Source organism: Leptotrichia sp. oral taxon 879 str. F0557, from assembly GCF_000469385.1.
Taxonomy (GTDB): domain Bacteria; phylum Fusobacteriota; class Fusobacteriia; order Fusobacteriales; family Leptotrichiaceae; genus Leptotrichia; species Leptotrichia mesophila.
This window is the reverse complement of record NZ_KI271359.1, coordinates 9,028-30,978: the sequence shown is the minus strand read 5'-3', so window position 1 is coordinate 30,978 and position 21,951 is coordinate 9,028. Positions and strand designations below refer to the sequence as shown.

Here is a 21,951-nt window from a genome sequence, read left to right as displayed (position 1 = left end):
GTTTTGCGGCAATGAGCAATCCTACGAAAATAAAGTTAATTGTTTTCCAAATAATCTATATAATTCTCCACTTCCGTACTTGTTCCCGACAACTCAAATTTCATCAATACTGGAATTCCGTATTTTTGCTGAATTTTATCAGCTGCTAGTGCGAAAAATTGTCCCCAGTTTCTGTTTCCGCTGGAACTTACTGATTTTAATAGTTTGCTGTTGTTTTCATTTTGCAAAAATTCATTTGTTGTTACTGGAATTTCTCCAATTTTTGTTGTGAATGTTAGAAAATGTCCTTCATTTTTGATTACCATAGTTGGATTTATCTTTATGAAATGCCAGTCTGGACGTTGGGCTTGCATTTTTTTTATGAATCGTTCAACATTTCCTGTTTTTGAATCGTAATATATATACATCGATTTCACCTTACTTTTTAATATTTGTTTCACTTTTTCCTGAAAAAGCCGCTAAATTTTATTTTTAAATCAAAAATCCTTAATTATGCTAACTCATTTAATTTTATACAACTTTAAATTTCGAATAATTTTAAATATATAGTAAAATTTCTTTAAAACCAAGCTCAAAAGCTATAACTATTTTACTCAAATCCTTAATTTAATATAATTTTTAAGAGTTTAATTTTAAATGGATTTAAGTATATTTCCAAATTTTAGGCATAAAATATACTCAAAACTAGATATTTTAATAAAAATCGTTTTGAGTATTATTATTACTTTAAATTGTATTTTCAAATTGTTCTAAAGTTACATCATTGAGATAATTTCATTGATTTCTTCTGGCTTAAATCCAATTGTTCTTTTTATTTCTTCGTTTTCTTCAAACAAAATTACTGTTGGGACGCTTCTTACTCTATATTTTACAGCAATTTCTGGATTATCAAATGGATTTATTCTTTCATATTCTATACCTTTTTTATCTAATAAATCCGACACCATTGCACACGGATTACAATCATTTTTCTCAAATTTCACTATTTTTTTCATTTTTTCTATCTCCTTCTATATTATATAAAAAACACAATATATTGTGTTTTGCTTGAATTTTTTAACATATATGTAGTGTATCTTATTTTTAAAATTTTTTCAATAAGATTATATTTAATTTTTGATTAAATAGTTTTTTAAGTTGATGAATAAAGGGATTTATTAATTATATATTTTATATATTAAAATTCATTTATTTATTATATTTTAAAAGGATTCCGAAAAAATAATAGTTTGTATAACAGCTTTATTTTTTTGTTTTACTGATGATACAAAATTTTTAAAAGTTTATATTTGAATATTTAAATTTTATTAACAAACAATCTAAAAACATCAGCACCAATTTATAGCTTTTTTATTCTTTTATATTTAAAAATTGCATCAAATATGCAACTTACTCTCCAATAAAAGTAAATAAAGAAATGAGATTCGGAATATAAATATAATCATTAAAATAAAAAAAGACAGGAAAGCATTATTCTGAACGAGAAAACTCCTGTCCTTCATTATATTTCTCAATAACTGTACATATTCACAATATTATCGACGTATAGGTACGCTAATCACATTTCCATACTCATTTTTGCAACTGGCAGTCCCATCTCCATTATCAAGACATTCTCCTATACGTAGATTTCTACGTTCTCTACTTACTTCTTTCCAGATTGCTATATCCTCTGCAGTACAACCTGCAATTGCCATAGTAAGGATAACCATTAATAAAATTTTCTTAATCATAAAACACCATCTCCTTTAAATAAATATTAAAACGCATTCCTTCTTTCTTTTATTATACAATATTCTAAATTTGAATACAAGTCGGTTTTTATTTTTATTTTGCTAAATTTAACTTGATAATACGGTTCTGCGAATCAAAACAATAAATTTTATAATGAAGTAACAATTATGCTTGAAATTTAAAAGTTTACTTTTTTTCCAAACAATATTCCCTTATTTTAAAAAATATGATATAATTTTGAAGTTATTACATTTTAAAATTAAATACAAAAATAATTGGAGGTGAGATGGTAGAACTTAGAGAGATTGAGAAAAACTATGCTAATTTTGATTTAAAAATAAATTTGAAGATTAACAAAGGGGAAATCTTCGGATTAATTGGGCAGTCAGGAAGTGGAAAATCAACGATTTTGAGAATTATTCAAGGGATTTTGAAGGCTGATAAAGGAGAAATTAATATTGCAAAGAATACTGAAACTGCTTATATTTTTCAGGAATTTAATCTTTTGTATAACAAAAATGTCTTTGATAATGTTGCTCTTCCGTTAATTTTAAAGAAAAAGTTTTCAGCTGAAAAAGTTGAAGAAGTTTTAAAATTTGTCGGACTGTCTGATAAGAAAAAATCATTTATTGCTTCCCTTAGCGGCGGTGAAAGGCAGAGAGTAGCGATTGCTCGCGCGTTAGTGACAAATCCGCAATTACTGCTTTGCGATGAAGTTACAGCTTCTTTGGATAAATCTGTAAAAGATGAAATTCTTGATTTATTTGAGGAAATAAATAAAAAATATGGAACAACTATTCTAGTGGTTACTCACGAACTCGAAGTCGTTAAAAGGCTATGTAGCAGGGTGGCGGTTATTGAAAAAGGTAAAATTACAGATATTTTCAATGTTAATCAGAAGGATTATGAAAAATCAAACAAAAGTTATGCCGATTATGTGAGGGAGGTTCTGAAATGATGGATGCTGAATTATTAATTGCAATAAAGGATACTTTTATAATGGTTCTTATTCCTACGATATGTGCAGTATTTTTGGGAATTCCTTTAGGAGCGGTTGTATTTTTGACTGATAAAGGCGGCATTAGAGAAAATAAGTTTATAAATATTCCTTGCAACATTTATATAAATGTAGTCAGAAGCTTCCCATTTTTAATATTTGTAGTTATATTAATACCTCTCACACGATTAATTTTTGGTACTGCTTTTGGACTATTTCCTGCAAGTTTTCCAATTTGCTTTGTAGCTGTGGCTTTGTATGCAAGATTTACAGAACAGTCTTTTTATGATGTGAATAGCGGGATAATTGATGCGGCTTTGTCAATGAAGGCAAGTGTATTTCAGATTGTGTGGCATTTTTTGCTTGTTGAAGCGAGAAGCAGCCTTGTGCTTGGCTTAACTTCGGCAATTATAAGCTTTATCTCATACTCTACTGTAATGGGAGTTGTCGGTGGAGGTGGAATTGGCGACTATGCAATGCGATATGGATACAACGAATACAACTATGCCCTTGTATATAGGGTTGTGACAATAATGATAGTCATTGTATTTTCAATACAGATTATTGGAAACAGAATATCAAAAAATTTAGATAAGAAAAGGAGAATTTACTAATGTCAAAAAAATTATTAATTTCATTAGCTGTAATATGTGTGCTAGTTTTAGCATTTGTTGGAATAAATTTAAAAAAGGATAATGTAATTAGGATTGCTGCGGCTGGATATCCGATGGATGAAATTGTGAAAATAGCGGCTGAAGACTTAAAAAAGGAAGGTTATGATGTAAAAGTTACTGTATTAACAGATTATGTTACTGCAAATGTTGGACTAAATGCCAAAGACTTTGATGCAAACTTTCATCAGCACGAACCATTTATGCAAGTTTTTAATAAAAAAAATAACGGAAAACTTGTAAAAGTTAAAGGGATTTATGATGTTTATGTAGGTTTTTACTCAAAAAAATATAAAAATAAGGCAGAAATTCCAAATGGGGCAAAAGTTGCCATTCCAAACGATGTAACAAATCAGGATAGAGCCTTGAGAATACTTGCAAATGAAGGTCTAATTGAATTGAAGCCAAAAGATGGACTTTACAATTTGAATGATGTCATTAACACAAAGAAAAATTTCAAATTTATGGCAGTTCCTATTCCATCACTAGTGCAGGCATACCAAGAAGCTGACTTGGCATTTAACTGGCCATCACATATGCTAAAAATTGGAGTTCATGTAAAAGATGCTTTATTCATCGAAAAAAATACAAATGGTAAGTACGCTGTAAGCCTTGTAGCAAGGGAAGATAACAAAAATAGTAAAAAAATACAAGATTTGACAAAAGCTATGACTTCTGAAAAAGTTAAGAAGTTCATTGAAGAAAAGTATGCTGGACAAGGATTCCCTGTATTTTAATAAAACTCAAAATCAAAAAGAACATAAGTTGTATAATAGAACTGTTCGACAACCTATAGTTCAAAATTATAAATTGCACACGTTACACAAACAAGAGAAGAAAACGCTATTTGAGCTGAAACTGTAGAAGAAAATGATAGAGTACTCACTATGAGAGAATGGAAAAGTGGAAAGCAAGGAAAAACTGTTAAGGACAGTAAAGAATACAATATTAAGATATAACTATACAAACTCAAATTCTATTAGAATGATCATATCCTTCAGATTTAGTTTTGTCATAAAAATAAAAAAGTGGGGCTGTCTCAAAATTTTAAACATTTTAAGACAACCCCGATATAAAGAGTTTTTTATTTTTCATTATTTTCGTCTAAAAAATTATTAAGGCTTTGATTGTTTTCAAAACTAATTTCTTCTTTATCTTTAAAATTATATTTGCTATCTTTTCCTTCATTTTCTAAATAATTATTTTCAACGTTTAGATAAATCACAATTTGCAAAGCTTGAGAATATAGAAAAAATAAACAAATAACTACTGAAATAACAATAACTACCAAGAATATACCTATTCCATTAGAAAAGCCTCTAACAATACTAGAAAATGGCAAGATAATTATCATACTTCCTATAACAGCTACTACTACAAATATTATTCCAGGAATTATTTTCTTTAGCCTATTTCCTTCAGACAGTTTTAAACTATAATCTAAAGATTCTGAAAGAGTGAAATTACGAATATAATATATGTCATAAAAATAAAGCAAAGCCCATATAAAGATAACTATCATAGCTATATTTGCTAAAAAAGCTAAAAAGGTACCTATGAAAGGGAATATTTCTAACACAGATAAAATTATCCTTAAACCTGCGCTTATTCCAAACATTGCGAGAGACTTTATAAGAATTCCTTCTGTTGAAAACTTATCTGCTCTTCCTTCCACTTTTAATGCAATTTTTCTTGAAAAATATGCTATAAAGTAATTATTTGCTATTACAAACGCAATGACTAAAATGAAACCTAATAAAAAAAATATAGGAATTAGCTGTGTATAACCTGAAAGAGCCAGCATAGCCATCCAAAAGTATCCTAAAAAAATACTTGTAATTGGAGCAAGTATTAAAATATACTGTAAAAATGCAAGCAGCTTATTCTCTTTAAGAATTATCTTAAATAAATCAAATGCTGCACTAAAAGTCTCTCCAATTCCAAGATCTTTTTTAAAGATTTTTTCTCTTAAATTTTCTAAATACATAATTTATTTTTCCTTTCTAGTTTTTTATAATTATACACTAAGTTATGTGATATTTCAAATTTTAAATTTGTGTTTCTTCTTTTTTCTCATCTATACTTTTTAGATAATTATATTCCACATTTAAAAATATAAGTGAATTTAATATTATTGAAACAATTCCGATTGCAGATGTTGCGATTGAAGAAACCGCAGCTATCAATATTACAACATAAAACGATGTAAACAGAAAGGTAAACAAAAACATATTCAATAAAAATGGTAATGCAAAAACTAAAACTATAAGAGAAAGCACAATATTTGGTAAAATTTTTCTTAACTTGTTTCCTTTTGATATAGCAAGATTATACTTATATGTTTCTATTATCTTCATGTCTCTTATATAAAACGTTTCTCTAAAATACAGAAGTTTTATCCATGCTATAACTACAACAGCTATCCAAGTTACAACTGGAATTGAAATTGCAACAACTATAAGAACTGTTGAATAATTATATTCAGCTATTGTTCCTATAATAATACCTATTAAAACAGGAATAAGCATCACAATAAAAAATATAGCAAAAAACATAATAGTAAGTCCAAAAATCTTCAAGAACTTAAAGAATATCTTCTTAAAACTATATTCATTTTCCCTACCTTCTATTTTCATCACAACCTTTGAATACATCATTATTGAAAATAATGTTGAATAAACTGATACGACAGTATTAAGAAAACTAATACCAAGCTGTGTTCCTGAATATTTAGCCATATTGCTAACATCACCATAACTTGCTGCTGTTCTAATGCTTGTATTTATTGTATTCTGCAATGTGGTCGAATATAGCGTCCATATATTCAATATTACTAAAATCACAACCCATAGCTTATTTTCCTTTACAATACTTCCAAATATATCAAAAGTATTTCCCATGTACTCATCCAGCTTGAATTTTCTCTCGAACAGCTCTTTCTGTAAACTCTTAAAATCCATAATTTTTTCTCCTCCCTAAATCTAAAATTATATTTCGTTTTCTATCATTTTTTCTGCATTTTTTCCATGTAATTTGAGATAATCGTACTCTACATTCAGAAATACAATTACATACATTATTACAAAAATAATTTCAAAAATACTTGAAATACTTTCTGAAAAAATTATAACGATATTTCTTATATAAAGCTGTTCAAAATTATTATAATAGTAAGTCAACATTGACAATGAACCGCTTAGTAAAGTTAGAATAATAATAGGAATTCCAATTCTTAATCTAGTTTTTCTTGCTAGTATTAGATTATATTTGAAAGACTCCCAAATGTTCATATCTCTTCCTGCATATATCTGAGTAAAGTATGGAATAAATACTAATGTAAGAATTAAAAATACCAGTCCAATTATTTGTGTATTTGAAATCTGATTCTTTATCAATATTTTTATAGCAAATTTTAACTGTTCCCTCAAAATAACTACAAAAGGAACAATAAATATCATTACCAACAAAAGTTTTAAATATTTTAGAATTAAACTTTTAAATTTATATTTACTTTCTGTGCTTTCTATCCGATGTAGCACTTTCGCATATGAGATAAACATAAAAATTCTTCCATAAAATACTAATGCTACACTTATAAATATATATTTTTTTACAAAATTTAATGGCATTATTCCAGTTAGAATATTTGCAAGAACCAAAAACATAACCCATAATTTATTTTCTAAAATAAATACTCTTAAAACTCGAAACATCCACATAAAATATTCAGTTATATTAAATTTTCTCTCATATAAATCCATTTGTAAATCCTTAAAATCCATATTTATTTTATTTCCTTTCAAAATTTATTGTAAATTTTTATCCTGTTTTTTCAAATAATTATATTCCACATTCAAAAATACTATAACTGCTATTGTTATCATAAAGATAAGTAAAAAGCTTGAAATAATCCCAAAGATTACTGATAGCGGAAATGCTACAAATAATGGCAGTTCAAAAATTTCTAGTGAAAATATTGTAAAAGGCATTAGCAAAAAATAATTTAAAATTCCAAATAAATCTGATAAAAATGGAATTTTTACAATAAAATCTAAAATTGCAAGAATAATAACAGGGATTAAAATTCTTAACTTATTATTTTTAGATATTTTTAAATTATACTGAAATGCTTTAGAAAATGACATATTTCTTATGTAGTATGCTTGAATAAAATACGCCACTTTCGATAAAAGAAATAATATTAATAATGTTAATGGTATTATCAAAATTCCCTTTATTACAAGCAGTATTGTTATTGCCACTGTATCGCTAATACTCCCTCCCGAACCAATCATCCACATAAGAATAAAATTAGCCCAGCCTAAAATAATTAATATTCTAAAGAAAATAGCTAAAATTGCAGTACATATTCCAAATATAATTAAATATTTAATAACTATATTTTTCAAATCATATTCTTTAGTGTTTTCAATTCTTTGTGCAACTTTTGTAATCAGAACTGCATAAAATAATCCAATATAAACTACAATCAAAAACATCATTATTAGTACCAAAAAATTGTCATTTGAAATTGCTCTTATAACAATACTATTAAAAAACAACAGAAAAATATTCGCAACTAAAAAGAATATTGTCCATAATTTATTTTCCTTCACAAATACTTTCAAAACATCAAATGCTATTCTAAAATATTCTCCCATTTGCAATTTTCTTTTGGATAATTCATTTTGTAAATTCTGTATCTTCATTTTTAATTACTCCTTTATTATTTTTTAGATTTATTACAATCCCTGCTTTTCCAAGTAATCGTATTCTACATTCAAAAAAATTATAACTCCCATTACTGCTATAAATATTCCTAAAAAGCTTGAAATAATTCCAGCTATCGTAGATATCGGAAAAATTATAATTAATGGTATCTTGTCAAAAAGACGTAAAGAAAATGGCACTCTAAGGACAGCATTTAACAATACAAAAACAATAATCGGAATAATTGCTCTCATTCTATTTCCCTTAGATATTTCTAAATTATACTGGAACACATCAAATATCATCATTTTTCGAATACAGTAAATTTGTATAAAATAAAGAAACATTATTATCACAAAGACAATTATGGCGATTATTATGATTCCAGCTATTATCATTCCTAGAAAACTAGCATTAGAATACAGAAATATAATTGCAGCTGGAAGAGCTAAAAATCCACATATCATACTAATTATAAAATATACTAAGGTAAGCATCAAAAATTTGAGAAATAGTTTCTTAAATGTAAATTCATCTTCTCTATTCTCAATTTTAAATCCCATCTTCATAATTACAGCCGTGTAAAATAAATTGCTGTAAACTGGTGCAACTGTATTTAACATTGAAATTAAATATCTAAAAGAATTATACAATCTCACATAACTTTCTGAAGTTAATTTTTTCTCAAATGCTGCGCAAAACAGCATCCAAATGTTTGCAATTATAAAAAATATTGTCCATAGTTTATTTTCTTTTAAAAATACTTTTACGACATCTTTTGATTTTTTTAAATATTCTGTCAGATTTAACTTTTTTTCTATCAGTTCATCTTGCAAATTTTGAAAATCCATATTTTCCCTCCACAATCAATCAAAAATAATATTATCTGTTGTTAAAGTCTACATATTCTAAGTTCAAATAAACAAGATTGCTTACCATTGTTCCAAAAACTGTATAAAGAAGTCCTGCTATTCCTCCAAAAACCGCATTAACAGTCATCAACGTAACCTGGTTTTTTATTGTAGCTTCAAATAACCAGCTTGAAAAATAATTAATCCCTACAAATACAGTAAAAATTGTTAATAGTGCAGTCAACATCCTTATTCTGTTCCCTTTGCTTATATAAAAATTATATTTGAATGCTTCAATTATATTTATTTTTCTTAGATAGTATGCCTGCTCAAAATATAAAAGATTTAGCTGTAAAATAATCCATAAAATTAAAAATGAAAGTGTCGATCTTGTAAATACTGTAATTATAATTCCCAATATTATCAAAAATACTTGTAATACTATGTTTACAAATGTTATAGTTAAAAATTTTACAATAATTTCAACTAGACTAAACTCGTTTTCCCGCTCTTCAACTTCCAAGCCCATTTTTTTTCTTATAACAGCCGAAATAAATCGAATAATTAAATAGACTATAATAAAACATAATATAAACAGCATTACTTCAGACGTTAGTTCATTAAATTCTTTACTTTTTACAAATTCATTAGAATTAATTTTTGTGCTCCCATATTTTTTTACAATTTTATCCATTACCGCTATTATTTCTGCCCCTTGAAACATTACAACAACTCCAAGAAAAAATGAAAACAGGAAATGAAAAAATAGTAGTATTGGATGCTTTTTTGAAAACACTTTCAAAGCATTAAAACCATTGCTAAAATATTCCCATGTAGAAAAATATCTATTTTGTAAATTATTTCTTAATTTATTAAAATCCATCAAGACTCCTCTCTTTTCTATTTTATATCAAAAATTATAGCATACTTTATTTATTTTTAAAAACTTTTTTATAAAAAAATAGAACTAAAATTATGAAGATAAATATAATTTATTATTCTAAGATAAATATAATTTATTATTGATATAATAGAAACGATATCTAAAAAAGAAGGAGAATTTATTATGTTAAAAACATTCAAAAAATCAATGATAATATTAATTTCATGTTTATCTATAAGTATTTTATCTTCTGCAGCTGCTCCAAAAATTGCTCCCAAAAGAGCTAGCGAGTATTCAGCACAATCAGCACGTGCATTAAGCTCTCCCTATAGTACAGTTACAGATGTAATTGTTTCAGGAAACTTCGCTACTCTGAAGGAAAGCGGACAACCTTTTACAGGAACTTATGCTGAGTTTAATGAAGTTGGAAGAGTACAGGCTTTGAGAAATTATCAAAATGGAAAACTGCATGGACCTATGTTTCTATACTTTGAAAACGGAAACATTCTAAAAGCCACAAATTATGTAAATGGAGTAAGAGACGGTGAAGATGTGGATTTTTATGGAAATGGAAATTCAAAAACACTAAGATATTATAAAAACGGTGTTCTAAACGGAGATAGCTATGATTTTGATGAATTTGGAAGACTTAGCTCCACAATGCAGTATTCAAACAACCTCAGAAATGGAAAAGAAACAAAATATTCAAACGGTATTGTTACAAACGAGAATACTTACGCCAACGGACAGCTAAACGGCGCAACAAAATCCTACTATTCTAATGGAACTATTCGTTCTAATGGGAATTATTCACGTAATTTAAGACATGGACAATGGACATGGAATTACGAAAATGGTACAAAAAAGTTGATAGAGACTTATCAGAATGGTATAATTACTGATATTCTTGGCTATTCAAGAAACGGAGTAAAAGAACGTGAAATGAAACTTGTAAATGGAAATGGAAATTTCACGCAGTATTACGACAACGGAAAAATCAAGGTTCAAGGTGCTTTAAGAAATTACAAGGCTTATGGAAACTGGAATTTCTATAATAAAGATGGATATTTAACTGATACACAAGGATTTTATTAAAAAGACTTGATTTATTTTGATTTTAAAGGTATAATATTTATGTAACAGGTGTTTTAAAGGAGAATAAAAGAAAAAAATTTACTTAGAAAAGTGGTGTTAATTATGAAAAAACTATTATTTACTTTAATGTTTTTAATAAACATTTTGGGATTTTCAGCATTGCAAAATGGTATTTACTCTGTTGAAAAAAGACATGATGGCAATTGGACTTCATTTGTAAAATTAACAGTTAAGGATGGAAGAATAATTGGTGCTCAATATGACAGAAAAAATCAGAAGGGTGAATTATTCTCAATGAGCCAAAACTCATTTAGAGATATAGCTCTTGAAATTTCAAGAAATCTTATAAGTTCCCAAAATGTAAATTCTGTAACAGGAAAAGACGCAGCAGCGGTATCAGAATTTAAAGAAATGTCAAACTTTTTAATCAATAAAGCCAATAATGGTGAAACTGGAGATTTCAAAATGTAATAAATTATTACAATTAAAATCTTAATTTTTTCAAAATTAAAAAGTTAATATAGTAAAAAAAAGGAGTTCTCTTCATTAATCTATGAGATTGCTCCTTTTTTATTAATTATTTTCTTCTAAAAATTTTAAAAATTTCCGTATTTTTCTGTCTTTTTCATCTTCCACTAATTTTACTTCAAGAAATTTTCCAATATTTTTATAATCTATAGCTTCTTTTTCAAATTCTTTTGAATAATCAACTTTTTTCAAATACAATATCTGTCTTTCTGGAACATAAAAGTATTTTCTATTATATGGCAATATAAAAACATAAAACACATCTTTACTGCCTATCTTCCATTTCCACCCAATTAAATGTCTTTTAAAGTTAAAATGATACGATCTAACTGTATCATTAAGTGAGAATCCATAATTCATTACATAAAGTTTCGTTTTGAAATCAAATTTCTGAATATACCAAAAATCATATTTCCGATTCTCTTTTACAAGTCTAATTCTCTCATCTTTCAGAAAGAAAATCAAACTTCCTACATAAATTGAAGTTAAAAAAATAAAAATACTTATAATTATACTTTTTCTTTTCCTATAGTAAGCTCTTACTTTCCAAAATAACTCTTCTAAAAAATCTAATATATCGTATATCATTTTTTCTCACCTAAATGCAGTTTTAACTATTCCACATCATAAATAAATGAATAATTTTGTTTCACATCTTTACTTAAACTTCTGCCAACTACACACATTTCTTCTATTGATTTTTCAGCTTTTTCTCTTACTTCCTGACTGTATTCTTTTTTTAGATGAAATGCAATATTGATTTCTGTAACTTTAAAAGTTGTTAAATCAACTGTTTTTCCAACTTCTGCATAGCAATTTTGAAAATTTTGGTTATTAGATTCCAATTTTATTGATAAAACTGTCATAGCACATGAAGCTACAGATGCAGCGAGAAGTTCTGACGGAGAAAGCATTTCGCCATTACGGTCTGTCAAAATAATCTCGCTATTTCTGTTATTTTCTATTTTCATTCTAAAATTTTTGTCATATTTTACTATCATTTTATCTATTTTTATCCTTCAATTATCTTAAATTCTATTTTAAAGCATTTAATCCTGCTAAATTCAAGAAGTTCCAAGGCTTGTTATAATGAGGCTGGAAGAAGAAGTCTACAAATGCCAATTCTTCTACAGTCATTTTATTTTGAATGCATACTGACAATGTATTAATTGATTGTGTTAAATCAATTTTAGAAGTTAACTGTGCTCCTAAAATTCTTCTGCTATTTTTTTCAAATACCACTTTTAATGTTACTTTTTCATAAGTTGGCATAAATTCAGGACGATAGTTATCAACTGCAATTACGCTTTCAACTTCTACTCCTTCTTGTTTTGCAATTTCCTCTGTTAATCCAGTTGCAGCCATATTGTTTTCGTAAATTTTAATTCCTGAAGTACCTTGTGTTCCAAGATGTCTAACTTTATTTTCAACCAAGTTTATACCTGCTAATGTTCCCATTCTTACAGCGTTAGTTGCAAGTGGAATATATCTTTCTCTTTGTAGCGGATTATAGAATACTGAACAGCAGTCTCCTGCAGCCATAACGTCTTTATTGCTTGTTCTCATATATTCGTCAACTTTAATCGCTCCATTTGGAAGCATTTCAAGCTGTCCTTTAAACAATGAAGTGCTTGGCAGGAATCCAACACACATAATTACCATATCAGCTTCATATTCATTTTTGTCAGTAACTACTTTTGTTACATTTCCATTGCTTCCTTCAAATTTAACAACTTTTTCTCCAGTTGCAATTACAATTCCTCTATGTTTAAACGATTCTTCAGCAACATCTGTAAATTCCTTGTCAAAATATTTGCTCAAAACTCTTTCTTCTGCATCTACTAGCACAACTTCTTTTCCATTATCCCTAAATGCTTCAACAAGTTCGACTCCAATGTATCCTGCTCCAACAACAACAACTTTTTGTGAATGTTTTGCTCTTTCAATAATTTCATTTGAATGATTGTAATTTTTACAAAGCAAGATATTATTTAAGTCAATTCCTTCAATTGGTGGAATAATAGGCCAAGAACCAGATGTAATGATTAATTTGTCAAAAGTTTCATTAAATTCAATTCCAGTTTCCAAATTCACAACTCTTACTTTTTTACCTTCAATATCAACAGTCTTTACTTCATGTCTCATTCTAGTGTCAACGTTTAATTCTCTTAATTTTTCAGGTGAACAGTAAAACAGCCCTTGAGGATCTTTTACAACTCCTCCTACATATAAGGCAATCCCACAAGACAAGAATGAAATATTGTCATTTCTTTCAAATACTGTTATCTCCGCATCAGGATTTGTCTTTCTTAAATTCAAAATTGCCGCTGTACCAGCGTGTGTACATCCAATTACAACTACTTTCATCTATTTCCTCTCCTTCATAATATTCATATTTCAATTTTTAAATAAATTTATAATAATTGTTAAATCAAATTATTTTTTTCTCAATCTATTTAATTATACTACATTTTAAAAAAAAATCAATAGTATTTTGAAATTTTTACAAATTTATATTTAAATAAAATTATTTTTAAAATAAAAAGACTACTTCAGATTTCATTTTCTAAAATAGCCTCTTTCTAAATTTAATTTTTAATATCATAAATTACAATATTTTATAAATTTTATTCTTTAGTTTCATCATCATTATCTTTATCCTGATGTTCTTCGTATTCGTCATATTCATCATACTCATTGACTTCACTAGGATCTTCACCATGATAATCTTTTTTGTTAAAATCTTTTTTATATTTTTTGTATTTATCCATCCAAGATGAAGACATACAAATCACCCTTCCTTGTATTTTTTATTATTTTTATTAAAAGTTAATCTTATATTTATAATATTCCTTGATATTTTATACCTTTCCAGTACACATTATTTACAATTACTGCTTCTTCTGGAAGATTAACATCTTTTAATGCCCATTTTTTAAACTCTTCAAAACCTGTTCTGTCAACAATATAACCAATATGTTCTTTTGGCAGACTTCTGTCGATATATTTATCAACGTATTCGTAGGTATTTTTTATAATTTTTATTATCGATTCTTCATCTGCCCAGAATAACCAGTCTTCTGCCAATCTTGGATTTTGTTTTCCACTTCTTCCCATTATTGCAAGTTTATAATACTTTTTAGGAGATCTTGTCCATGCTCCTGTTGGACAGTTTAGGACACATTCTCCACAACCTATACATCTCTGGTGATCTCTTACAGGTTTATAGTTTTTATATGAAATTGCTCCTGTTGAAAGTTTTTTACATTTTCTTTCACACATTCCACAGGAAACACATTTAGATTCGTCAAGCTCAGGTTTTGCCATTCCAATTATTCCAAAATCATGCATTCTGACTTTTTGACAATCATTTGGACAGCCTGTTAATGCTACTTTGAAGTGAAAATCATGTGGAAATATTGCTTTTTCGATTTTTTTTGCAAATTCTGTCGTATTATAGGCAGCTTTTGGACATACCTTGTTTCCAATACAAGCTGCAATATTTCTCGTACCAGCCGCAGCATATCCTTTATCTTTATCCTTATAATTAATTTCCAGTTTTTCCATAATTGGCTGCACCATCTTATTTACTTTTTCAATATCATTCCAAGAAATTCCCAACACTTCAAAACCTTGACGAGTTGTAATATGAACATTTCCATCTCCATAAGTATTAGCTATTTTTGCAACCATTTCCATTATTTCCCCAGTAATTGCTCCTCCTGGCACTCTCACACGCAATGCTGTTTTAGATCTGTCCTTTGTTACCCTGAATGCGTTTTTGGTAACAATTTTTCTATTTATATCCATGCTCATTGTTTTTACCTCTTCTTTTGTTTTTTCTTAAAATTCATTCTTAATCAAGTAATTTTTTTGCAAAATCATATCTAAATACTGGCCCCTCAAGACAAATATACGTTTCATCAATTTTACAATGCCCGCATTTCCCAACGGCACAGGACATCTTTCTTTCAAATGAAACCCATATTTTTTCAGTTGGAATACCTGTTTTTAGGATTTCAAGACAAGAGAAATGCATCATTACTGGAGGGCCTACAACAATGTATTCAACTTCATCCATATTTTCAGGAATTTTTAAATCGGGAATATATTTGGTAACCATTCCTTCATGAATTTCGTCTTCTGTCTTTCCAATATTTCTTGCTGTTTCTACATTATCCAATGTTACAAGTATTTCAATATTTTCTCTCCAACGTGAAAATTCCTCTTCAAAAATAACACTTTCATAATTTTTATATCCAACAATAATTTTAAAAGATTTCATTTCATTAGGATGTTTCGTAAAATATTCTATAATTGGTCGAACTGGAGCAATTCCACTTCCTCCAACAACCATTACAATATGCTTATTTTTGTATTGTTCAATTGGAAAACCGTGTCCATAAGGTCCTCTTAAAAAGATTCTATCTCCTGCTTTCAGTTCGAAAATCTTGTCTGTAACTTTTCCAACTTTTCTAATAAGGAAATCAAGATAACCTTCCTCCAAGTCAAAATTCGCAATGGAAATAGGAGCTTCTCCAACTCCTGGTAATGAAACCTGCATAAACTGTCCAGCTTCTACACTTCCCTTTTTATATTCTACACGAAATAGCCATTCTAGCTCAGTAACTTTTTCAATAAACAAAAGTTTGTGAACAGTCGGTAAATATACATTCATATCCATTATAGCTTGTTCATCCATATTTATTGTATTTAATGTGTTAATTGTACTCATTCTGATTCTTCACCTCTTTTTTCAGCCGAAATTCTTTTTAGTTCAGCACTTAACTTGTTTATGCAATTTGAGAATGAAATGTATTCAGGACACGCATCATCACATCTTCCACACCCTGTACACATCTGATATCCAAATCTCTTTTTAAAATCAGATATTTTATGCATTACTTTAAATCTCATTCTATCTCCATGTCTTTGTCTGAATGAATGCCCACCAGCCATATCCGTAAAGCCGTTCACATGACATGAAGCCCATACACGCCTTCTTTCTCCATTGTTTTCATTTTCGCTGTAAAAAACATCTTGTGTAGTCGTGCAGGTACAAGTTGGACAAACAAAGTTACATTTTCCGCAGGCTATACAACGGCTGTCGTATTCACGCCATAAATCCAAATTTATTATATCTTCAAGCTCAATATTGTCAGGAATATCCACATGAATTTCATTATCTTCTACAAATTCCATTTCAAATTCAACATTTTCCTTTATTTTATTGCGATTATTTTCAGCAATTATCTCTTCAAGATATTTTTTCATTTTTTCATCTTTTACATCCATGTACATTTCATTTATTTTATGTTCATCATTACTTCCATTGTTTTTCTCAGCGATAAGTTCTTTAAAATAAACCTTCAGCTCATCATCTTTTATATCAGCAAATATTTCCTCTTCTGTAACTTTTATTCCAATATTATATTCATCAGTCTTGTTAGTGCCCATATCTACACAAAAACAGTTCTCAAATGAATTTGGACATCCAAACACTACAAATTTAACTTTATCTCTAACCCTCTTGTAGTAAATATCCAAAAATTTATTATTCAAGTAAATATCATCAACTCTTTTGACACCATGTAAATCACAGCTTCTAAGAAATATAAGATATTTCTGCTTCTGTTCTTTGGGCATCTTGCAACCTTCTTCTGTAAAATAGAACATTGTTTGCGTTATTGGCAACATTATTTCCTTTGCTGAAAAATGAGATTTTTTGTCAAAACATATTTCATCAATTTTTTCAATTTCAGAATATCTGATTACAGAAGTATCTGAAAATGTACCACGAAATGGTATCTCAATTGGTGCATATATCTTGTATTCTTTTTTCAGCTTTTTAAGTGCCAGATTAAAATTTTCACGATTTAAACTGATTTTCATTTTCCCTCCTAAATTTTACTTTATCTCTCCATTTAAAAATTATTTTTCTTTTTATTTAAATTATTATTTATCCTTTTTTGCTAAATAATAGCAAGCAAAACCAACAAATGCTCCACCAACAATATTCCCCAATGTTACAAATAATAAATTATAAAAATAACCATTTAATGTTATTTCTTTTGCTCCATTGTATATTATCCCCATCATTAAAAGAGTCATATTAGCAACACTGTGCTCAAATCCAGCAGTTATAAATGCAAATAAACACCAAAATACCATTATTAGCTTAGCAGTTTCCTCTTTTAATTTTATTCCAGCCAGAACCGCAAGACACACAAGAATATTACATAAAACTCCTTTAAAAAACAGTTCGTGAGGCAATGCAGTAATCTTTGCCTTTGAAACTTTGACAATAAATTCTACAACAGGTTTTGAAGCAGAATTTGAAAATACGTATGCTATTGCAAGTATAATTGATCCTACAATATTTCCAAGATAAGATGCTATCCACATAAGAATCATATCCTTAAAGCTTATACCCTTGTTCAGAAGCCCTGCTACCCCTATCATATTATTCCCTGTAAAAAGTTCTGTTCCAAATACAACTACAAGACTAAGCGCTATTCCAAAACTAATTCCCATAAGAATTTTGTTAGTTGGTAAGCCGCTACTAACTCCACCAACCGTAAATGTCAATAAAATTCCAATTCCAATAAACATTCCAGCCAAAAATGCAGATAAAAAATATTTCCCGCTATGCTCTTTTAAAAATCTAACCTTATCCTTTGCAGAATTTGAGACTTTTTCCAAAGTTTCATTATTTCTCATTATCCTATAGTAGCAAAATTAATTTTGTTACATTCTCCTTCCTAACAATTTTCTATTTTTATCTTGTGAAAAATTTCTTGTTTGTGTACTAAATTATCACATAAAAAAGTCAAAAAGTCCACTATAAAAATATTTTTTTTATATTCGCAAGTATAATATTTTGATTAGCTAATCAAAAATAATTTGTAAAAAAAAATTGCTGTATTTAAAACAACAATTTTTTAATTAATACTAAGTTTCCGTTTATTTAAAAATTTTCAATTTTTTCCAGTAATTCCTTTAATGTTGCAGAATCTGCTTTTGGCTCATTAATTGCTCTTTTCCAAGCTTTACTACCACGTATGTTATGAAATAACCCATGTGTGTGCATTAAGAATAGATGTGGACGCAATTGCTGTCTTTCCATATTTTCAACATAATAAATCATTTTTTCTATGATTTCTTTACGAGTGATATTTATTTCTTTTCCGTAATATTTTCCAAATTCAGTCAGAATCATAGGATTATCATAAATTTCACGCCCTAGCATTACAGAATCAACATAATTCAGATGTTCATCAATTTCCTTAACACTTTTAATTCCACCATTAATTTCTATATGTAAATCAGGATATTCTTTTTTTGCGCGGTAAACTTCATTATATCTAAGAGGCGGAACGCTTCTGTTCTGCTTTGGATCAAGTCCTGCAAGTATTGCTATACGTGCATGGATAATATATTTATTTATCCCAATTTCTTTAGTAATATTAATAAAATTTACCATATCTTCATATTTGTCTAATAGTGTTCGTCCAAAAGAAGCTGGCAATATATTTTTTCCATCAATTCCTATTCTATGCTTTATCGAAATTGGCTTACCTGTTGCTTCCTTCATTGCTTTCACTATATTTGCTACTTCTTTTGGAAATGCCATAAGATAAGCGCCCATCATATTTCCAGATATTCTGTCTGATGGACATCCGACATTTAGATTAATTTCATCATAATTGTACTTCTCAGCGATTTTTACAGCTTTATATGCTTCTTCTGGATTTGTTGCCGCAATTTGCAGAACAATTGGATGCTCCACTTCATTAAATCCCAAAATATAGTCTAAATCTCCATTAAGAATAGCCTGTGCCGTTATCATCTCTGTATACAATAAAACGTCTTTATTTATCATTCTTACAAAATTTCTAAAATTTCTATCCGTTCTGTCTACCATTGGAGCGATACTTATCTTATTTTTCACAGCATTTCCTTTCATTAATTTCAAAAATTATCAGTTTATCTTGCATTATAATATTTCATTGCTTCAGGCAAGAATTTTCTTGCCGCTTCAATTCTATTTTTTCCAGATGGATGAGTTGATAAAATATCTGACCTACTGCTTCCAGCCATCGAATCCATTCTTTCAAGAGCTGTAATTGCTTCATTTGGATTATATCCAGCCATTGCCATAAATATCATTCCATATTTATCCGCCTCGTATTCCTGAGTTCTGTTAAATTTCAGAAGAGTAATTGAAAGTCCGCCAGAAACAATTGAAGATACAGCATTTCCACCTGTTACAGCATCTGTTACAGTTGCGGCAATTCCTGCAAGAGCCTTGTTACTTGAAGCTTCGGCATGATGACCTCCAATAACATGACCAATTTCGTGTCCCATTACAAACGCAATTCCTCCATCAGTATTCAGAACTGGTAATATTCCAGTATAAAAGGCAATCTTACCACCTGGCATTGCAAATGCATTTATTTCATTAGTTTTTATTAGATTAAATTCCCACTGTAAGCTGGATACCTTATTTGACATTCCATTTTCATTCAAATACTTCTCAACTGCTGTAGAAATTTTGCCTCCAATTCTTCTCAACCGTTGTCCCTCAGCTGTATTATTCGCCAAAAGTCCCTTAGCTCCTGCCTGCTGAATAAGCTGTCTATACGTAGAAACTGAGCTTTCTGCTACACTCTCATCACTTACCAGCTTTAACTGTCTTCTCCCAGTAAGCGGAGCAACTGCACAGCTTGAAAGCATCGTTGTTGCTGTTACTAAAAATAATATTTTTGAATATTTTTTCATTTTAAAACTCCTCTCTTTTTTGAAATATAATATCTATTAATTGTACAATTTTTTCTTGTAATTTTCAATATGATTTTCTTATAAATTGAATAAAATTTTATTTAAAAAAAATTCTAGTTATATTTTTTATATTTATTTCAATTTATATTCGTCTATACTTTAAAAATACGGTTTTATTTGGTATAATATACAAAAAATTACATTTAACTAGAAAGGGCTGAGAAAATATGAAAAAAATGTGGGAAGGTCGATTCCATAAGGAAACTAATAAATTGTTAGAAAAATTTAATGCCTCAATTACATTTGATAAAAGAATGTATGAAGAGGATATTGCTGGAAGCATTGCACACAGCAGAATGCTTGCTAAGCAAGGGATTATTGCAGAGAACGAGCAAAAAGAGATTGAAAATGGGTTGCTTCAGATAAAGGATGAAATTGAAAAGGGAGAATTTGAGTTTAGAATTGAAGATGAGGATATTCATATGTCGATTGAGAAAAGGCTGACACAGATTATTGGGGCTGTAGCTGGAAAACTGCATACTGCCAGAAGCCGAAACGATCAGGTGGCTCTTGACGTGCGAATGTATGTAAGAAAAGAAGCTCGTGAAATCTCAAATTTACTTGTAAAAATGGAAAATGTACTGCTAGGGCTTGCTGAAAAATATAAAAATGTTATTATTCCTGGATATACTCATTTACAAAGGGCTCAGCCGATTTTATTCTCTCATCACTTGATGGCTTACTTTCAAATGTTTAAAAGGGATATTTCGAGAATTGAGGATTTTCTCAAAAGAAGTGACGAGATGCCACTTGGAGCAGGGGCATTGGCTGGAACTACATTTAATCTTGATAGACATTTTGTGGCAGAAGAACTTGGATTTTCAGAGCCTACGGAAAATAGTCTTGATTCTGTAAGCGACAGAGATTTTATAATTGAGCTTGCAATGATTATTTCAGTAATTTCAATGCACTTGTCAAGATTTTCAGAAGAAATTATTATCTGGTGCACATCCGAATTTTCATTTATAAATCTAGATGATGCCTTTGCAACTGGCTCTTCAATTATGCCACAGAAAAAAAATCCCGACATTGCCGAACTTGTAAGAGGAAAAACAGGCAGAATCTACGGAAATCTTATGGGAATCTTAACAACAATGAAAGCACTTCCGCTAGCTTATAATAAGGATATGCAAGAGGACAAGGAAGGAATTTTTGACTCTATTGACAATATCAAATTATCCATTGAAATTTTCTACCTAATGCTTGACACAATAACAGTAAATAATGAAAAAATCTATGCTTCAATGCGATCAGGATTCCTAAACGCAACAGATGTAGCCGATTACCTTGCAAAACACAACGTTCCATTCAGACAGGCACATAAAATCGTTGGAGAAATAGTATCCTACTGTGAAGATAAGAAAATCGCAATTGACGACATGAAACTCGAAGAATTTCATAAATTTTCTGACGTTTTCAAAGACGATATTCTTTCTGAAATCACAATCGAAAACTGTGTAAACAAACGAAATTCATTTGGCGGAACCTCCATAAAAAATGTTGAAATGCAAATTGAAAATGGAAAGAAATTTTTAGAAACTTTATAATATTACCCCCATTTTAAAATGAGAATAAATTTTTATAATTAGGTTTCATAATCATTCAACTTTTTCTTTTTTATTTTCGTAGGATTGCTCATTG

The 21,951-nt window shown here is 28.8% G+C and carries 25 protein-coding genes; 6 read left to right on the top strand and 19 right to left on the bottom strand.

All coding sequences use genetic code 11. The features are described 5' to 3' along the window. Nucleotides 1-35: 35 nt before the first annotated feature. The 3 genes from nrdI to HMPREF1552_RS11450 form a co-directional block, all read right to left on the bottom strand. Complete coding sequence (nrdI, locus tag HMPREF1552_RS11460; RefSeq protein WP_039901678.1) at nucleotides 36-407, bottom strand: class Ib ribonucleoside-diphosphate reductase assembly flavoprotein NrdI; 372 nt, start codon at nucleotides 405-407, stop codon at nucleotides 36-38. Nucleotides 408-755: 348 nt separating this feature from the next. After that, nucleotides 756-995 carry a thioredoxin domain-containing protein gene (locus HMPREF1552_RS11455; RefSeq protein ID WP_006804246.1) on the bottom strand — a complete coding sequence of 80 codons (240 nt, stop codon included), beginning with the start codon at nucleotides 993-995 and terminating at the stop codon, nucleotides 756-758. A 540-nt stretch (nucleotides 996-1,535) separates the two neighbouring features. Continuing rightward, nucleotides 1,536-1,733, bottom strand: a complete 198-nt coding sequence (locus tag HMPREF1552_RS11450; RefSeq protein WP_021745372.1) for a hypothetical protein — start codon at nucleotides 1,731-1,733, stop codon at nucleotides 1,536-1,538. A gap of 287 nt (nucleotides 1,734-2,020) precedes the next feature. Between HMPREF1552_RS11450 and HMPREF1552_RS11445 the strand changes: the two genes are divergently transcribed. Genes HMPREF1552_RS11445 through HMPREF1552_RS11435 form a run of 3 tightly spaced genes read left to right on the top strand, consistent with a single transcriptional unit; the run spans nucleotide 2,021 to nucleotide 4,139 of the window. Beyond that, on the top strand, nucleotides 2,021-2,692 hold the full coding sequence (locus HMPREF1552_RS11445; RefSeq protein ID WP_021745371.1) for an ATP-binding cassette domain-containing protein: 672 nt from the start codon (nucleotides 2,021-2,023) through the stop codon (nucleotides 2,690-2,692). After that, nucleotides 2,689-3,345, top strand: coding sequence for a methionine ABC transporter permease (locus HMPREF1552_RS11440; protein WP_021745370.1), 657 nt, complete (start codon nucleotides 2,689-2,691; stop codon nucleotides 3,343-3,345). The genes HMPREF1552_RS11445 and HMPREF1552_RS11440 overlap by 4 nt, the downstream gene beginning before the upstream one ends. Next, complete coding sequence (locus HMPREF1552_RS11435) at nucleotides 3,345-4,139, top strand: MetQ/NlpA family ABC transporter substrate-binding protein (protein ID WP_021745369.1); 795 nt, start codon at nucleotides 3,345-3,347, stop codon at nucleotides 4,137-4,139. The genes HMPREF1552_RS11440 and HMPREF1552_RS11435 overlap by 1 nt, the downstream gene beginning before the upstream one ends. Nucleotides 4,140-4,486: 347 nt before the next feature. On the opposite strand, the gene HMPREF1552_RS11430 is transcribed toward HMPREF1552_RS11435, so the two are convergent. The 6 genes from HMPREF1552_RS11430 to HMPREF1552_RS11405 all read right to left on the bottom strand — a co-directional run bounded on the left by HMPREF1552_RS11430 (nucleotide 4,487) and on the right by HMPREF1552_RS11405 (nucleotide 9,846). Beyond that, entirely contained in the window at nucleotides 4,487-5,389 is a 903-nt protein-coding gene (locus HMPREF1552_RS11430; protein WP_021745368.1) for a hypothetical protein, read from the bottom strand. 61 nt (nucleotides 5,390-5,450) lie between these two features. Next, the gene (locus tag HMPREF1552_RS11425; protein WP_021745367.1) at nucleotides 5,451-6,362 is read right to left on the bottom strand and encodes a hypothetical protein; all 912 of its coding nucleotides are present in this window, start codon (nucleotides 6,360-6,362) and stop codon (nucleotides 5,451-5,453) included. A 27-nt stretch (nucleotides 6,363-6,389) separates the two neighbouring features. Further along, nucleotides 6,390-7,184: a hypothetical protein gene (locus HMPREF1552_RS11420; RefSeq protein WP_021745366.1), complete on the bottom strand. Its 795-nt coding sequence runs from the start codon at nucleotides 7,182-7,184 to the stop codon at nucleotides 6,390-6,392. 24 nt (nucleotides 7,185-7,208) lie between these two features. Further along, nucleotides 7,209-8,111, bottom strand: a complete 903-nt coding sequence (locus HMPREF1552_RS11415) for a hypothetical protein (RefSeq protein ID WP_021745365.1) — start codon at nucleotides 8,109-8,111, stop codon at nucleotides 7,209-7,211. A 33-nt stretch (nucleotides 8,112-8,144) separates the two neighbouring features. Continuing rightward, nucleotides 8,145-8,963: a hypothetical protein gene (locus HMPREF1552_RS11410; protein ID WP_021745364.1), complete on the bottom strand. Its 819-nt coding sequence runs from the start codon at nucleotides 8,961-8,963 to the stop codon at nucleotides 8,145-8,147. Nucleotides 8,964-8,994: 31 nt separating this feature from the next. Continuing rightward, nucleotides 8,995-9,846 (bottom strand): hypothetical protein, encoded by an 852-nt coding sequence (locus HMPREF1552_RS11405; protein ID WP_021745363.1) that lies wholly within the window; start codon nucleotides 9,844-9,846, stop codon nucleotides 8,995-8,997. Between the two features lie 183 nt (nucleotides 9,847-10,029). Here HMPREF1552_RS11405 and HMPREF1552_RS11400 point away from each other — a divergent pair, with 183 nt between their 5' ends. Both HMPREF1552_RS11400 and HMPREF1552_RS11395 read left to right on the top strand, forming a co-directional pair. Further along, complete coding sequence (locus HMPREF1552_RS11400; protein WP_021745362.1) at nucleotides 10,030-10,941, top strand: toxin-antitoxin system YwqK family antitoxin; 912 nt, start codon at nucleotides 10,030-10,032, stop codon at nucleotides 10,939-10,941. Between the two features lie 102 nt (nucleotides 10,942-11,043). Then, nucleotides 11,044-11,412: a hypothetical protein gene (locus HMPREF1552_RS11395; protein WP_021745361.1), complete on the top strand. Its 369-nt coding sequence runs from the start codon at nucleotides 11,044-11,046 to the stop codon at nucleotides 11,410-11,412. Nucleotides 11,413-11,514: 102 nt separating this feature from the next. Here HMPREF1552_RS11395 and HMPREF1552_RS11390 read toward each other — a convergent pair whose 3' ends face one another. From HMPREF1552_RS11390 to HMPREF1552_RS11350, 10 genes are all read right to left on the bottom strand, one after another. Then, on the bottom strand, nucleotides 11,515-12,057 hold the full coding sequence (locus tag HMPREF1552_RS11390) for a hypothetical protein (protein ID WP_021745360.1): 543 nt from the start codon (nucleotides 12,055-12,057) through the stop codon (nucleotides 11,515-11,517). A 26-nt stretch (nucleotides 12,058-12,083) separates the two neighbouring features. Beyond that, nucleotides 12,084-12,470, bottom strand: a complete 387-nt coding sequence (locus tag HMPREF1552_RS11385) for an OsmC family protein (protein WP_021745359.1) — start codon at nucleotides 12,468-12,470, stop codon at nucleotides 12,084-12,086. A 34-nt stretch (nucleotides 12,471-12,504) separates the two neighbouring features. Further along, nucleotides 12,505-13,836: an FAD-dependent oxidoreductase gene (locus HMPREF1552_RS11380; protein WP_021745358.1), complete on the bottom strand. Its 1,332-nt coding sequence runs from the start codon at nucleotides 13,834-13,836 to the stop codon at nucleotides 12,505-12,507. A 260-nt stretch (nucleotides 13,837-14,096) separates the two neighbouring features. After that, complete coding sequence (locus HMPREF1552_RS12655) at nucleotides 14,097-14,255, bottom strand: hypothetical protein (RefSeq protein ID WP_015769377.1); 159 nt, start codon at nucleotides 14,253-14,255, stop codon at nucleotides 14,097-14,099. A gap of 55 nt (nucleotides 14,256-14,310) precedes the next feature. After that, complete coding sequence (gene asrC / locus HMPREF1552_RS11375; protein WP_039901675.1) at nucleotides 14,311-15,285, bottom strand: sulfite reductase subunit C; 975 nt, start codon at nucleotides 15,283-15,285, stop codon at nucleotides 14,311-14,313. Nucleotides 15,286-15,325: 40 nt separating this feature from the next. Beyond that, the gene (gene asrB, locus HMPREF1552_RS11370; protein ID WP_021745356.1) at nucleotides 15,326-16,204 is read right to left on the bottom strand and encodes an anaerobic sulfite reductase subunit AsrB; all 879 of its coding nucleotides are present in this window, start codon (nucleotides 16,202-16,204) and stop codon (nucleotides 15,326-15,328) included. Further along, nucleotides 16,201-17,361: a 4Fe-4S dicluster domain-containing protein gene (locus HMPREF1552_RS11365; protein ID WP_021745355.1), complete on the bottom strand. Its 1,161-nt coding sequence runs from the start codon at nucleotides 17,359-17,361 to the stop codon at nucleotides 16,201-16,203. The genes asrB and HMPREF1552_RS11365 overlap by 4 nt, the downstream gene beginning before the upstream one ends. A gap of 63 nt (nucleotides 17,362-17,424) precedes the next feature. Beyond that, nucleotides 17,425-18,189 (bottom strand): formate/nitrite transporter family protein, encoded by a 765-nt coding sequence (locus HMPREF1552_RS11360; protein WP_021745354.1) that lies wholly within the window; start codon nucleotides 18,187-18,189, stop codon nucleotides 17,425-17,427. 247 nt (nucleotides 18,190-18,436) lie between these two features. Beyond that, a complete protein-coding gene (gene dusA, locus HMPREF1552_RS11355; RefSeq protein WP_021745353.1) occupies nucleotides 18,437-19,435 on the bottom strand; it encodes a tRNA dihydrouridine(20/20a) synthase DusA in 999 nt (332 codons plus the stop codon). Between the two features lie 20 nt (nucleotides 19,436-19,455). After that, nucleotides 19,456-20,250 carry a M48 family metallopeptidase gene (locus tag HMPREF1552_RS11350; protein ID WP_021745352.1) on the bottom strand — a complete coding sequence of 265 codons (795 nt, stop codon included), beginning with the start codon at nucleotides 20,248-20,250 and terminating at the stop codon, nucleotides 19,456-19,458. A 227-nt stretch (nucleotides 20,251-20,477) separates the two neighbouring features. On the opposite strand from HMPREF1552_RS11350, the gene argH reads away from it, so the two are divergent. Then, nucleotides 20,478-21,857: an argininosuccinate lyase gene (argH, locus tag HMPREF1552_RS11345; RefSeq protein ID WP_021745351.1), complete on the top strand. Its 1,380-nt coding sequence runs from the start codon at nucleotides 20,478-20,480 to the stop codon at nucleotides 21,855-21,857. The last annotated feature ends 94 nt before the right edge of the window (nucleotides 21,858-21,951 follow it).